Below are 14675 nucleotides of genomic sequence, written 5' to 3'. Positions count from 1 at the left end.
TTATTTGTTTTTGTTTTCCAATAAAAGTGTCAGTTTTTCTTCTAAAGACTTAAGTTTTTCTTGTTGTTTTTTAAGCTCTTGTTTCTGATCAATAGTATACAAGGTTAGCTCCTCTATTTTTTCGAGTAATTTCATATTCATTACCCCTAATTCAACACCATTGGTTTCCATTTCGGCAGCAGATGGTACGTTAGGTAAATGACCATTTTCTTTAATATGTTGCTGTACTTCTTCTATAGTTAATAATTCGTAGTCTTTGGTAAACACATAATCAGGAGCGAGAACACTCAAATCAACTTTTACTTCTTCTGCATGGATTTTACCTTTTACAGTAAGTTTGGAATCTGGAGTCTTGGTTCCTATTCCAACATTACCAGATTTTGCAATAGTTAATCTTAAAGCTCTTTCAGTAAAAAATTTGATCCCCCCATATCCAGATAATCTAGCCTCAGCAGAACCAGGTATTATATACCAACCCATAGAATAATTACCGATTTCTTTATTGTCAAAAATGAATTTATCTCCTGATGAACTATATCCTAAGGAGTAATCAAAGGCTATTGGTATATGCTGAGCATTTGATAAATATCCAACAAATATTAAACTGACTACTAGAATTACATTTTTCATTATCTTAATTATTTGTTTTCTGGTTTATATTTACACTACTTGATTTAATGTTTATGTCTTAGGTGTTGAAAATGTTACTTATGTTTTAATATTCTCAGAATAATACTGATGATATGATGTAAAAAAGTTGATAGTTTTAAAAGAAGATAAAGCCCATATCATAGCAATACCAGCCAAAAAAGTTGGTTGTTCTGTCATTTTTAATAAAGATGGTTTAGTACGTCTTCTATTCTGGGGTCGTGAAAAGAAGCCGCAAATATATATATCTTGTGGTAAAACCATAGTGTATTTTTTAAATTGTTACTAAAACCTTAATATTTCATAATTTCTGTTAACATCTGTCTTTTATAAAAGTTTGATTATTTTTATAACCGTTCTTTAAAAATCCTCCCAAACCCTAATTAAGGGAGGACTTAAGCATTGCAAAAAATCAGTCAGTCACTGAAATAATGAAGGGGGAGGGTAACCCCATCACTTATCCAATGCTCATCCTAACCTATAGTCCTACCCTGATTAGGAATGAGTCATTGGGTAGTGTTTTTATATCTTCATTCTATTGTTTTATTTTGTTTCACGTCGCAATATTAAAACATGCCAGTTTCATTTTTCGGGACTGGGAAAAAAATTTTTATTTTTTTTTATTTTTAATTTTATCGTCAGAAGTATATGCCACAGCAGGGTAAAATGTTACCAAATCATCGATATTTTTGTACTATATCATTACTTTAAAAAGTATTCAAAGCAAATCCCGTTCTTCAACAGGAAAGGTTCGATCTACTTAATTAGCATAGTTTTAACTTTTCCTCTCTTCTTTTAATACCCTGAATATGTATACCTTTACAGGGATCAATGAGTATTAATAACTTCATCTTTGATTTACACCATTTTCAACTTAAAATAGAAGAATGCAACATCAAAAACATCACTTTGATCTTTCTGAAGACATCACTTATCTTAATGGGGCATACATGGCTCCTCAATTAAAATCAGTAACAGAAGTTGGACTTTCTTCTGTTGTTAAGAAGTCAAAACCTAATGAAATTTTACCAGAAGATTTTTTCACCCAAAAAGAAATCCTAAAACAACGTTTTGCCACTTTGGTCGATGCACCAGACTATAAAAACATGGCTATAATCCCTTCTGTTTCTTATGGTATTGCAAATGCAGCAAATAATGTTACTATTCAAAAAGGGAGTGAAATTATACTTGTAGATGAACAATTCCCCAGTAATGTATATATCTGGCGAGAGATTGCTCAAAAACACGATGCGTTTATCACGATTATCAAGCCTCCTTTAGATTTTAAAAACCGTGGTGCAATATGGAATCAAAATATCCTTAATGCGATTACAGAAAAGACAGCAGTTGTTGCCATGTGCAATGTGCATTGGGCAGATGGGACTTTATTTGATCTAAAAACCATAAGAGCAAAAACCAAAACCGTTGACGCTTCTTTAATTATTGATGGCACACAAAGTATTGGCGCTTTACCTTTTTCTGTTGCAGAAATCCAACCAGATGCATTAATATGTGGAGGTTATAAATGGATGTTAGGACCATACTCTATCGGAATGGCCTACTACAGTGATGCTTTTAATGACGGAACCCCTATCGAACATAATTGGATGAGTCGTTATAATAGCGAAGATTTCTCTAAGTTGACTCAATATGAAGATCGTTATCAAGAAAAAGCTGCTCGATATTCGGTAGGCGAATCCAGCAATTTTGTATTGACCCCAATGTTGATTCGAGCTATCGAACAATTAATAGAATGGTCACCGGCTGCTATACAAGAATATTGCAAAACAATATCTGCATCTGCAATACAAAAGCTTAGAGATCTAGGATGTTTTATCGAAGATGATCTTCATAGGGCTCATCATCTCTTCGGAATTTATTTCCCTGAACATATGGATGTTGAAAAACTGAACGCAAAATTAAAGCAAGAAAATATTATTGTCTCATTCAGAGGTAATGCCATGCGTGTTTCTCCAAATGTATATAATGACACAGCAGATTTTGATCGGTTAATCCATCAATTCAATTAAGAAATTTATGATCTCTTTGTTAGACATTGATATAGCACTTATATTTGTTTCAAAATCTGCTACGTGAGTGCAACTTTAATCTCGCAAACTTTTTCACAGTCTCTGCAATTACAGAAACTAGGGAAAGCTATTGCCCAGTCTGAAACAAAAGTACATCTGCAAGGAAGTATTGGATCATCATTATCTTTTATCATTGAACATAGTTTTAAACAAGCCGAAAAACCTTTTCTATGTATTTTTAACGATAAAGAAGAAGCTGCTTATTATCTAAATGATCTAGAGCAATTACTGGGAGATAAAAATGTGCTTTTCTACCCTGGTAGTTATCGTAGACCCTATCAAATAGAAGAAACCGATAATGCAAATGTACTATTAAGAGCCGAAGTGCTTAATCGTATCAATTCTCGTAAGAAACCAGCATTAATCATTACATATCCCGATGCACTATTCGAAAAAGTGGTAACCCGAAAAGAACTCGAGAAAAACACCTTAAAGATTAGCATTAATGATACATTATCTCTGGATTTTGTAAATGAAGTACTGTTCGAATATCAATTTAAAAGAGTAGATTTTGTGACCGAACCTGGTGAGTTTTCTGTTCGTGGTGGGATTGTAGATGTATTTTCGTTTAGTAATGATGAACCTTACCGAATTGAGTTTTTTGGTGATGAAGTTGATAGTATCAGAACGTTTGATGTAGAAACACAATTGTCTACAGATCAGATTAACAAAATTACAATCATTCCTAATGTAGAGAATAAAGCGCTTCAGGAAACCCGTGAAAGTTTCTTAAAATATATTGCTTCTAAGACCGTAATTTTCACAAAAGACATTGATCTGTTTTCTGCCAGAATTGATAAAAACTTTGAAAAAGCAGAAGAAGCTTTCAAGACGCTTTCTAAGGAAATTAAACACGCTACTCCAGAGGAGCTTTTTACCAGTTCTGAAACATTAAAAAAACAACTGCTTAATTTTACTTTGGTTGAGATCGGAAATCGACCATTAACCAAAGCCGATTATTCTATAAAGTTTGACATAAAACCTCAACCTTCATTCAATAAACAGTTTGATCTTCTTATCCAGAATTTAAATGAAAATCATGAAGCAGGGTTTAAGAATTATATTTTTTGTGTCAGCGAGCAACAGGCAAAACGTTTTCATGATATTTTTGACGATGCCGATCTTGATGTAAAGCAATATGAAACTATTGTTTTTTCGGCTTTTCAAGGGTTTATAGATCACAACAACAATATCGCATGTTATACCGATCATCAAATCTTTGAGCGATACCATAAATTCAACCTTAAAAATGGATATGCCAAAAAACAAGCGATTACCTTAAAAGAGCTTACTAATCTAGAAGTGGGCGATTATGTCACTCATATCGATCATGGGATTGGTAAATTTGGTGGATTACAAAAAATAGAAGTAGAAGGCAAAAAACAGGAAGCTATCAAATTGATTTATGGAGAAAGGGATGTATTATATTTAAGTATCCATTCTCTTCATAAGATTTCAAAATACAATGGTAAAGACGGAAAGCCTCCGCAGATTTACAAACTAGGTTCTAAAGCCTGGAAAACACTAAAACAAAAGACCAAAGCACGTGTAAAACATATTGCTTTTAATCTAATCCAGTTATACGCCAAACGAAAGTTACAAAAAGGATTTCAGTATAATCCAGATAGCTATTTACAACATGAGCTAGAAGCTTCTTTTATTTATGAAGACACTCCTGATCAAAGTACCGCTACAGCTGCAGTAAAAGAAGACATGGAAAGTGAGCGCCCAATGGATCGTTTGATCTGTGGTGATGTTGGTTTTGGTAAAACGGAAGTTGCTATACGTGCAGCTTTTAAAGCTGTTGATAACGGAAAACAAGTTGCTATCCTTGTACCTACTACTATTTTGGCTTTTCAACACGCTAAAACATTTCGTGAGCGATTAAAGGATTTTCCGGTAACGGTAGAATATATAAATCGTTTCCGTACAGCAAAACAAAAAAGAGAAACCCTTGAAGATCTCGCTGCCGGAAAAGTAGATATTATCATTGGAACACATCAGTTGGTTAATAAAGCGGTACAGTTTAAAGACCTGGGATTACTTGTCATCGATGAAGAACAAAAATTTGGAGTATCAGTAAAAGATAAACTCAAAACCATCAAAGAAAATGTAGATACATTAACATTAACCGCCACGCCAATTCCCAGAACATTACAATTTAGTTTGATGGCTGCTCGAGATCTATCTACCATCACTACTCCACCACCAAATCGATACCCTATTGAAACCAATGTCATACGATTTACCGAAGAAACTATTCGTGATGCGGTAAGCTATGAAATACAACGTGGAGGTCAGGTCTTCTTTATTCATAATAGAATCGAAAACATCAAAGAAGTAGCAGGAATGGTGCAACGATTAGTCCCCGATGCAAAAGTGGCTATCGGACATGGACAAATGGATGGTAAAAAGCTGGAGAACCTTATGCTTTCTTTTATGAATGGAGAATTTGATGTACTGGTCTCTACAACAATCATAGAAAGTGGATTGGATGTTCCTAATGCAAATACTATTTTTATCAATAATGCCAATAATTTTGGACTTTCTGATTTACACCAGATGCGAGGTCGTGTAGGCCGAAGTAATAAAAAAGCATTTTGTTATTTTATTACTCCGCCATATTCTGCGATGACAGAAGATGCCCGTAAACGAATAACTGCACTAGAGCAATTCTCTGAGCTAGGTAGCGGTTTTAATATTGCTATGAAAGATCTAGAAATCAGAGGAGCAGGAGATTTGTTGGGTGGAGAACAAAGTGGCTTTATTAATGAAATTGGTTTTGAAACCTATCAAAAAATATTGAATGAAGCCATTGAAGAGTTAAAAGAAAATGAATTTAAAGAACTCTACCAGGATCAAGCCAAGGAGAAGGTATTCTTAAAAGACACGCAAATCGATACCGATTTTGAATTACTATTTCCTGATGATTATATTAATAATATTACCGAACGATTAAATCTATATACCGAACTCAATTCGATTAAAAACGAAGAAGAATTACAGTTATATGAAAAACGATTAGTAGATCGTTTTGGTGAACTACCAGATCAAGCAGTGGATTTACTAAATTCTGTTCGAATTAAGTGGATTGCTACAGCCATCGGAATTGAAAAAATCATCATGAAACAAAATAAACTCATTGGTTATTTCATAAGCGATCAGCAATCTGGATTTTATCAAAGTCCTGCATTTACCTTTGTATTACAATTTGTACAACAGAATCCCGGAGTGTGTAAGATGAAAGAAAAGAATACCAGAAACGGATTACGTTTATTATTAACTTTTGAAAATATTAATTCTGTTGATAACGCATTACATGTACTACGACCGCTACATCCAATAATAGATGAGAACTAATATCTATATAAGTGATTTGAGTTCGATTAAGATCTTATATCAAATAATACCTTTGTAGAACTCATATTATTTTACGGGATTAACGAGTTTAACCAAATTAGTAATGATGGTTTTGAAGTTCCTTAATCATTTCTTCAAAACCTTCACTATTTTTAAGAGACTTATTATAATCAGGATTTTTAAAAGTTAATGATTCCGTAAACTTCGTATTGTTATTGTCTTCTATAGAATTCTGACTCATAAAAAAGCTTTCATAAGTAGAGCCATTTGAGAAACTAGTCTCTTCATACACTAAATCTTCTAGCTTAAAATGAGGATAGAGGTCTAACAATTCCTTTGGTAGTTTTGGCATAGTTTGATATGGAAGCTCATTACTTCGGAAACTCCAACTATCATAACGAAATTTGTTATCCACAAAATTATCAATTCTATTTGACCATCTTGAAGATTTAGTATTATGTTTTTGGTTTGACGTAAACTCAAAAGCCATTAAAGAACTATTGATGAGTTTAAAATCTGTGCTATAAGGTTGTATTGTTAAAGATTCAAGTGTAGGAGATTCCTGGATATAGGAATACCTATAATTTTCTGCATCATTCGATGTATATACATCTATAAAAAAATCATAAAAATTCTCAAAAACACCAAAATTAGATGTTGCTTCGCTTTCAATTCTGCTAAACCAAGTTGTTGAAAATCTTTCTTCTGGTGTAAGATTAGCGCTCAAATTTTTAGAATAAATATTACCATCGTTTGGTAAATTAATAGGGATATATGAATCAAATTCTTTCAATTCACTTCCATCAATAATAATTTCTTGTTGATCTTGCACATTATCAATAAAAAAATATTTTGATTTTTCTAATTCAAAATGAACGGTAATTAAAAATTTATTCTGTTTATTCTGGAGTACAATAGGATCATAATCTATTGAATTGGAGGTGAAAGAAGAAGAGGTACTTAAACTTCCATTGTTTGATGATATTCCGACAGTACTATATCCATCGATATTTTGAATTTTTAAGTTAAGGATTTTCGTGTCCTTACCTATCACTTTTGTATTCGCAATAGACCTATTAGTTTCGGAACCTTCAAAATTCCAAATTGTTCCTTTCTTAATATTAAAAAAGGAACTCAAAAAATTAACCTGAGAAGATTTCCTATCTCTATAGATAAATCTAGAAACTGTAAAAGATTCTTTTTCTTCTCCTTTTTTTGCTTTAAAAATGTATTCTTTATCATTTTCTATTTTAGTATGAGCCAAAATATCCCCTTCATTATCATTAATAATAAGATAACCTGAATTCACTATTTCACCAATATAAAATTCATTCACCTTTAAAGTAAAATAAGTGATACTATCATTAATAGGATCAGTCTCATTATTTATATCTGAATTAGTTACAAGTCCATCATCTTTTGAACAACTGATGGTAATGCTAAGTAAAACTAAAAACAGTAATTTCTTCATAACTTATTTTAAACCGAATTAAGGACCGCGAAAATATCAAAAAAGATATGAACAAGCTATGCATTAACTAAAATTATAACGCAATTTATACAACAAAACCCTGGAGAGTGTAAGATGAAAGAAAAGAATACCAGAAACAGATTATGTTTATTATTACTTTTGAAAATATTAATCTTATTATAAAGCACTACAAACCAAACATCAACAATAAAGTAAAAGCTTATCACCAGTTAAGATTATAGGTCTTACAGGTATGTCTGGTACTTATTAAAAAACTCCAATTCTTATTCCAGAATAATATGATATTCTTTTCGGTTTTTATTCGAAAAACCATTCGTCGATAAAAAACATCATTTTAACGATAGTTTTAGCTTGTTTTGTCGACAAATATATTTTAACGAGGTATATATTTTTAATTTCACCCTAATTATAATAATAAACCAACATCGATTATGAGCGCAAGAGAAGAATTTAGTTTTTTAAAAGATCCCTGGAAAAAGATACAAAAGATAAATAATCGAGTTGGTCAATTGATAGATGATTTTAACACTAATAAATTGTATGCAATAAATTATTCAAATCTAAAAAGGAGGTTTACCGAAGAAATAGAAAACTACAAAAACAATCCAGAATTAATAGATATAGAAGAGTTTTCTATGAATTATTCTTTTGGTTATCATTGCTATAACAACATTGATGATGTGTACAGTAAAGAAGCAATGTACATTGAAGTTAAAAGTTATTTAAGAACATTAGAAGTAAGAGCAGCTTAGTATTTCTTAAATATTCTATCTATATGCAAAATCAATTCATAATTTATACACCTCCAATAATCAATATACTTACCAAAACATATAAGAATTACTACTGGCATAGCTACAACTATATTCAACCTTAAAAGAGTTAAACCAGATTCATGTATTAGAAAATCTATTACGGGTTAAAAAATGCAAATACATGATCTACAAAAAGTAATTTCTAGAAAAAATCATAACACATTCAATAGAATAATTCATATATTTCGCATTCTAAAGATATTTTTAAAATCCTTGAAAAGGTTTGCTATATCTAGATTGGCGGGTGAATGTCGGGTGAAAGACAAACCAAAATATTTGAGAACCTAATGTTATAATTTAATATTGCTGAAGAAAATGAAATCAAGTTCTAGTGATCACAAGAATGTAACTAAAAACTTAAAAATCATGAATCAACCAGCATTAGGTATAAAAATATCTGAACTAAGAAAATCAAAAGGACTCACACAAGAAGAACTCGTAGAACAATGTAATATTAGTGTTCGTACTATACAACGTATTGAGGCGGGAGAAGTAACACCAAGGAGCTATACTATAAAAACCATATTATCTGCTTTGGATTATGACTTAGAGAAAATCCAGACTGTAGATTCTAATGTTACCAAAGAATTTAAAAAATTATTTTTACTTGAAGTTGACGATAGTAAAGAAGCTAGTTTTTTAACACGACAATTATCAATATCCTGGATAAGTGGTATTGTGTATTTTATTCTTGGTTTTGGAGAATTTGTAGTAGATTATCTAAGGTATTTTCAGGACAATATGATTCTCAACACTACGGCTTATAGCATTTTAAAACTTGTAGTCCTAACTTCAATCATTCTTTTCATGAGAGGTTTTGTCCTTTCTGGTAAAATTTTTAAAAATTATTTATTAAAAATTACCTCTTTCATATTCATCCTGATGGGGATTGTTTTTTATACCTACGATATTCTCTCCTTACATTTTGGTGAATTTGATTTTGTAATACTCTTGGGTGCACAAGGAGTTACCTATGGTATTATTGGAATCTTGTTAGGAATATCGGTAATTCGCCTTCAAAATGCCTTAGGAACATCGGCCAAGGTTACCGGGATTTTTGAGATTATTACATATGGATGTATGGCTACTATTGTATTAGGTTTTTTGGGATATATTATGTTGACCCCTACTATTATTCTAGAAGTCATTTTACTCTACAAAATTTCTCAAATGCTTAAAGCAAAGCAAATGGAAACCCAACTCGATTAAACACATAACCTTTTTTAATACCTCTCAAAATCATTGAATATTTTTTCAATGACAGCACATCTTATATCCAATTTTAAATTTAATAAAATGAAAAAGACACTTATAATTTCAGCTTTGGTTATACTACTTCCTCTAAGTTTTTACCTGTTTCAACCAATAGCAGTTTATACTACGGGATGGTCTCAACTGCCTAATACGAATACTCTAGAACCAATTAAAGTCCATCAGGATTCAATTTCAAAAAAAGCTGATAGTCTTTTCAGAGATATATTCAACAATCTTAAAGCACCTGCTTTTTCTGTGGCAGTAGGTAAAAACAACAAACTTATTTGGTCCAATGTTATGGGGTACCAGGATATAGAAAATAATACAAAAGCAAGTTTGGATACAAAATTTAGAATTGGAAGCACCTCCAAAGCAGTCACTTCCATGGGATTAGGGGTTTTACTTCAAAATGGCAAGCTTGATTTTAACTCTAAAGTCAATCAATTTGTACCTTATGCTAACACTGATCTTTCTGAGGTAACAATGAAACAACTTGCTTCTCATACTTCGGGAATACGTAATTATGGAACTTGTTTTTGTTTTCCCATATGGGAATATTATAATAATGAAGAATATGCTACTGTAGAAGAAAGTGTGAGCATTTTTAATGATGATGAACTACTATTTCCATCAGGGACAGATTTTAGCTATAGTACATACAACTATACCTTATTGAGTGCAATGATTGAAGGTGCAGCACAAAAGGAGTTTCGGGATTTTATGCAAGTATCTGTATTTGATCCATTGGGAGTAAATATTGAAGCAGAAAAGGAAATGAATCCATCAAAGCATCTATCAAAATTTTATGATATTGAAAACAAAAAATACAAAGAGGTTTATAAAGTAAACAATAGTAATAAATGGGCCGGCGGAGGATTCTTAGCATCTCCAACAGATTTGGTTACAGTAGGAAATGCATTTCTAAACCATACATTACTTAGAAAAGAGACCATGCATGCTCTTATACAACCTACTGCTCTAAAAAATGGGCAAATTAATAAACAAAATTATGCAATTGGATGGCGCAATGATATCATAGAAAGTAAGATAGAAGGATTATCAGGAACACAAATCATTCATCATGGAGGAACGGCGTTAGGATCTACATCTTTATTAATTTTATTCCCAGAATATAATATGAGTATTTCTTTACTTATGAACCGAAGTGGTTCTTCATCAGACTTATTTAAATATGCCTATGATATCGCAAAACTCTTTATATCTAAATCCTAATGTTATGAAAAGTATACTCTTATTATTAATTACACTAATCATCGCGCTTCTAAAAGTCATTGTATAAGCATAAAATTATATACAAATGAAACAAAAAACAGGGAAAATTTCATCCCTGTTTTTTTTAGAATATTAAATACTGACTGTTAGAAGTGGTCTAAACTTCTTATTCAAAATTGAATTAACCTCTACCCTTTTTAATCAAACTGCCCCTCCAATTGGTCTGCAATAACAACCTGCACACACCAAACCAAAATCACAATCATCCCCAGAATGACAAGGAGAATTTCTTCCTCCTTTTCCTTTAACTGATTTTTGTTGATGCTTACATAATACATGTACTCCTTTTTGATTTAAAATTAATTGTAACATAACACTATGGTTTTAAGATGAATAATTAATATTATAACAGATTGGTCTACCCATTACAATTCTTATAGTTAATCACAAATCTAAGTAGTGTTATTGATTAATTCGACCGAATGTATACAGGAAAACCCCTTAATATCAAATTAATAGAGTTTAATTTTTCTCACTCCACCGGTTCCTCCGAATTCTGAAATATAAATTGCTTTATTATAAGGATCAGAAGAAATACCATTTGGTCCATTAAACGAAGCTTCTTCTAGTAACCCATCAGTTTGTGCAGGGTCTCCTGTACCCGCAAATTCTTCTGTCGTCCCATCCATAGAAACTTTGAATATTTTATTTACTCCAATCCCGGTAGCAAAAACAGAATTTCCAACAACAGTGATATATCCAATTCCAAAGCCATTAACCACTACATCAGGAATAGTAGTGATAAGAGAAACATTTCCTTCCTGATCTATTGATATAATATCGGCCGTAGCAAAATTTCCAACAATTAGATTTCCTTTACGGTCAAAATCCACACCTACTCCACCTGCTAATTTTGGATCAGATGCATATACAGTTACTTCGCCTTCTGGAGTAATTTTATGGACTGTTGGAGTTGCAAAATTTGATACATACAAATTATTATCATGATCCAAAGTGAGTCCTGATGGGAAACCCTCAATAATAGCTACCGTAGTTTGTGTACCATCCGGAGTAATTTTTAGAATATCCCCTGCTCCATCTCCACTCCCGTTAACGACATATAGATTACCCTGTGCATCAACTGCATTTCCTAATGGCCCTGTTAAGTCTGAAGCTAGTTCTGTAACATCTCCATTTTTGGATATTTTAAAAAGCCTGGTTCCATTACCGTTTGACCCGACAAATTGACCAAACTCAGAGACATAAATGTTACCATGCTTATCAACACTAACTGCATCGTTACCAGAAAAAGGAGAAACTACAGTTTCTACTTCGAGATCAGGATCAAATCCATCTCCGTGGCAAGAAATTAAGGATACTAATATTGTAGATACCATAAAAAGCATCAATGCTTTTACTCTAATGTTTTTAATACATGTTTTCATAATGAATGATTTTAAGTTTTGCTCTAAAGTATCTAGACCCTTTCTAAAAATCGACGGTTTGGATGTATTCGCACCTATTTTAAGCCACTTTTAATCCTTTAATATAATTTCTTGGCGTATCATTAACTTCGAATTTAAAGGCCTTATTAAAAGTAGATTTTGAATTGAAGCCTACCTCCATAGCAATGGCAAGTATGGTATGATGAAGGTGTTCATCGTTATCAATTTTTGATAAAAATTCTTTTATTCTAAAATGATTGATGTAGTCATAAAAATTACTTTTTGATACATGATTAAGGTACCACGAAATATTATGAGTAGAAGTATTTAATTGTATGGAAAGATCGCGAAGCGTTAAATTCGGTTTTAAAAATATCTTTTCTTTTTGGATGAGGTAATTTAGCTCTTTTCCTATAGAAATAATCTGATCTTGTGGTAACCGTTGTTGTGATTTTGTCTTTTCTTTTTGAAAAGGTATTCTAAACAACTCCGGTTCTTTAAGGCTATAATACCCAATTACAAATATGAATACAGAAATCGTACCCCAAACTGAATTATAATTAATGAATTTTATAGAATAACTAAAAAATTGCATCGAAGTAAAGCTAATCATCCAAATCGTAATAACGATAAAGATTATGATTTGAAAAAACTTTAAAAATGACACCAGACTTTGAGTATAAGAAACATGGTTTTTCTCTTTATGAATATATGATTTTAAAATCTTCATATTAAGAATCCAATAGTATATATTAGAAACAATCCCTGCTCCTTCAATACTTAAAAAAGGTATATTGAAGTATCCAGATAATAACTTATCTGAAAAATCATCGACTTGAAAAGAAAAAATATACAATGAGAATGAAAAATGAAGAATAAGAGGCACATAATGAAGCCATGAAAGCTTAAATGTATCATTTTTAGAAAATATCAATCGCCTAAAATACATATAGCATAACGGCCCGAAAATAAAAATTACCGAATCAATAAGAATAGCCCATTGAAATAATCTAGCCGTCAAAAATTTAAAAAAAATCATTCTGCCTAATAGCATAAAAACTGCAAGCATCAACATTATCGACAGTATTCTGTTTGCAGCCTTGTTCTTATTCTTTATAATCTGAATAGTAGCTGCTAAAAAAACACCCTGGCTTATTCCAAAAAAAAGTATAAGGTCAATGAATTCAAAAGTTGGCATCAAAAAATGATTATGATTTACTACAAAGCTATCATATTATCTTATATTTTTCGACCGAATGGATCAAATCACACTTCCAGAAATGTAAATTATGTATTTTTCTTTTTTAGCAGCTATTACATTAAGTTACCAAACAAATTATCAAAAAGACTTAATTTGGTTACAGTTTTATTTTACGCACACCTCCACTTCCTGTATATTCTGAGATATATAAAGTTTTAGTGTATTTGTTAGCAGCTATGCCATTTGGATTATGAAAAGATGCCTCTAACAAAGGGCCGTCGACTTGTCCAACTTCACCAGTACCTGCCAGAATTTCTATTTCACCATTCATTGAAATTTTATAAATATAATTTACAGCAATTCCTGTAGCATAAATAGTATCATTTATTACAGTAATATAACCAATACCAAAATTCTGAATTACAATATCTGGTATATTAGCAATCAAAGAAATCTCACCTTTTTTATCAATAGAGTAAATATCTGCCGTATAAAAATTAGCAACAATTACATTTCCTTTACTATCCAAATCAATCCCCACACCTCCTAATAATCTTGGATCGTTTGCATATACTGTCTTTTCGCCGCTAGAAGAAATTTTATGAACCGTAGGAGCCGTATAATTAGAAATATACAAATTGTCATAAGAATCTATAGTCATGCTACTAGGCCATCCATCTATAGTTGCAATAATTTCACGATCTCCATTAGGTTTTATCTGTAATACTTGACCATTTACTGTATTATTAGCATTATTAACGTACAAATTATCTTTAGAATCTTTTGCAGTTCCCATAGGTCCTGACAGGCCAAGTATTGTATCCAAAATTTTTCCTTTTGGAGATAGTTTAAAAATTCGAGTACCACTACCTCCTGTATCTACAAACCGTCCGTATTCTGAAACATATACATTCCCAATTCTATCAACAGATACTGCACCATTCCCTGCAAAATCACTAATTAATGTTTTTACTTCGGGATCAGGATTAATCCCATCTCCACTACAAGATAGATGTAATAGCAAAATACTAAATAAGAGAGCTAACGAAGTTGTTACATACGCGACCTTTTTTAAAAGTGTTCTCATTTCTTTGTTTTTTAAAGTTTCAATAAAAGTATTTTCAAAAAACAAAAAAA

12 protein-coding genes are annotated in these 14675 nt (G+C 31.6%); 5 read left to right on the top strand and 7 right to left on the bottom strand.

The window, feature by feature from the left end; translation table 11 throughout:
* The gene (locus tag PQF96_RS23520) at nt 1-630 is read right to left on the bottom strand and encodes a tail fiber protein (protein WP_271768875.1); all 630 of its coding nucleotides are present in this window, start codon (nt 628-630) and stop codon (nt 1-3) included.
* A gap of 78 nt (nt 631-708) precedes the next feature.
* Nucleotides 709-912: a hypothetical protein gene (locus PQF96_RS23515; RefSeq protein ID WP_271768872.1), complete on the bottom strand. Its 204-nt coding sequence runs from the start codon at nt 910-912 to the stop codon at nt 709-711.
* 623 nt (nt 913-1535) lie between these two features.
* Here PQF96_RS23515 and PQF96_RS23510 point away from each other — a divergent pair.
* Both PQF96_RS23510 and mfd read left to right on the top strand, forming a co-directional pair.
* A complete protein-coding gene (locus tag PQF96_RS23510; protein ID WP_271768870.1) occupies nt 1536-2678 on the top strand; it encodes an aminotransferase class V-fold PLP-dependent enzyme in 1143 nt (380 codons plus the stop codon).
* A 63-nt stretch (nt 2679-2741) separates the two neighbouring features.
* Nucleotides 2742-6098: a transcription-repair coupling factor gene (mfd, locus tag PQF96_RS23505; RefSeq protein ID WP_271768868.1), complete on the top strand. Its 3357-nt coding sequence runs from the start codon at nt 2742-2744 to the stop codon at nt 6096-6098.
* 97 nt (nt 6099-6195) lie between these two features.
* Here the strand turns inward: mfd and PQF96_RS23500 are convergent, their stop codons facing one another.
* The gene (locus PQF96_RS23500; protein ID WP_271768866.1) at nt 6196-7569 is read right to left on the bottom strand and encodes a hypothetical protein; all 1374 of its coding nucleotides are present in this window, start codon (nt 7567-7569) and stop codon (nt 6196-6198) included.
* Nucleotides 7570-8021: 452 nt separating this feature from the next.
* Between PQF96_RS23500 and PQF96_RS23495 the strand changes: the two genes are divergently transcribed.
* The 3 genes from PQF96_RS23495 (at nt 8022) to PQF96_RS23485 (ending at nt 10892) form a co-directional block, all read left to right on the top strand.
* Nucleotides 8022-8342, top strand: a complete 321-nt coding sequence (locus PQF96_RS23495) for a hypothetical protein (RefSeq protein ID WP_271768864.1) — start codon at nt 8022-8024, stop codon at nt 8340-8342.
* Between the two features lie 429 nt (nt 8343-8771).
* A complete protein-coding gene (locus PQF96_RS23490; protein ID WP_271768861.1) occupies nt 8772-9614 on the top strand; it encodes a helix-turn-helix domain-containing protein in 843 nt (280 codons plus the stop codon).
* Nucleotides 9615-9701: 87 nt separating this feature from the next.
* A complete protein-coding gene (locus PQF96_RS23485; RefSeq protein ID WP_271768858.1) occupies nt 9702-10892 on the top strand; it encodes a serine hydrolase domain-containing protein in 1191 nt (396 codons plus the stop codon).
* A 201-nt stretch (nt 10893-11093) separates the two neighbouring features.
* Here the strand turns inward: PQF96_RS23485 and PQF96_RS23480 are convergent, their stop codons facing one another.
* The 4 genes from PQF96_RS23480 to PQF96_RS23465 all read right to left on the bottom strand — a co-directional run bounded on the left by PQF96_RS23480 (nt 11094) and on the right by PQF96_RS23465 (nt 14625).
* Nucleotides 11094-11264: a hypothetical protein gene (locus PQF96_RS23480; RefSeq protein ID WP_160114284.1), complete on the bottom strand. Its 171-nt coding sequence runs from the start codon at nt 11262-11264 to the stop codon at nt 11094-11096.
* Between the two features lie 140 nt (nt 11265-11404).
* A complete protein-coding gene (locus tag PQF96_RS23475; protein ID WP_109437947.1) occupies nt 11405-12337 on the bottom strand; it encodes a virginiamycin B lyase family protein in 933 nt (310 codons plus the stop codon).
* A gap of 79 nt (nt 12338-12416) precedes the next feature.
* Entirely contained in the window at nt 12417-13535 is a 1119-nt protein-coding gene (locus PQF96_RS23470) for a helix-turn-helix domain-containing protein (RefSeq protein ID WP_271768855.1), read from the bottom strand.
* A 160-nt stretch (nt 13536-13695) separates the two neighbouring features.
* Nucleotides 13696-14625, bottom strand: coding sequence for an NHL repeat-containing protein (locus PQF96_RS23465; protein ID WP_271768851.1), 930 nt, complete (start codon nt 14623-14625; stop codon nt 13696-13698).
* Nucleotides 14626-14675: the final 50 nt, after the last annotated feature.

The sequence above is a fragment of the Aquimarina algiphila genome, from assembly GCF_947494415.1.
GTDB lineage: Bacteria > Bacteroidota > Bacteroidia > Flavobacteriales > Flavobacteriaceae > Aquimarina > Aquimarina algiphila.
Note: the sequence above shows the minus strand (reverse complement) of the source record. Positions and strands in the feature narration are given on the sequence as shown.

Coding starts and splice junctions, on each gene's coding strand:
- PQF96_RS23515 (WP_271768872.1), bottom strand. CDS start 912: ATGGTTTTACCACAAGATATATATATTTGCGGCTTCTTTTCACGACCC.
- PQF96_RS23465 (WP_271768851.1), bottom strand. CDS start 14,625: ATGAGAACACTTTTAAAAAAGGTCGCGTATGTAACAACTTCGTTAGCT.
- PQF96_RS23495 (WP_271768864.1), top strand. CDS start 8,022: ATGAGCGCAAGAGAAGAATTTAGTTTTTTAAAAGATCCCTGGAAAAAG.
- PQF96_RS23485 (WP_271768858.1), top strand. CDS start 9,702: ATGAAAAAGACACTTATAATTTCAGCTTTGGTTATACTACTTCCTCTA.
- PQF96_RS23470 (WP_271768855.1), bottom strand. CDS start 13,535: ATGCCAACTTTTGAATTCATTGACCTTATACTTTTTTTTGGAATAAGC.
- PQF96_RS23480 (WP_160114284.1), bottom strand. CDS start 11,264: ATGTTACAATTAATTTTAAATCAAAAAGGAGTACATGTATTATGTAAG.
- PQF96_RS23475 (WP_109437947.1), bottom strand. CDS start 12,337: ATGAAAACATGTATTAAAAACATTAGAGTAAAAGCATTGATGCTTTTT.
- PQF96_RS23520 (WP_271768875.1), bottom strand. CDS start 630: ATGAAAAATGTAATTCTAGTAGTCAGTTTAATATTTGTTGGATATTTA.
- PQF96_RS23490 (WP_271768861.1), top strand. CDS start 8,772: ATGAATCAACCAGCATTAGGTATAAAAATATCTGAACTAAGAAAATCA.
- PQF96_RS23510 (WP_271768870.1), top strand. CDS start 1,536: ATGCAACATCAAAAACATCACTTTGATCTTTCTGAAGACATCACTTAT.
- PQF96_RS23500 (WP_271768866.1), bottom strand. CDS start 7,569: ATGAAGAAATTACTGTTTTTAGTTTTACTTAGCATTACCATCAGTTGT.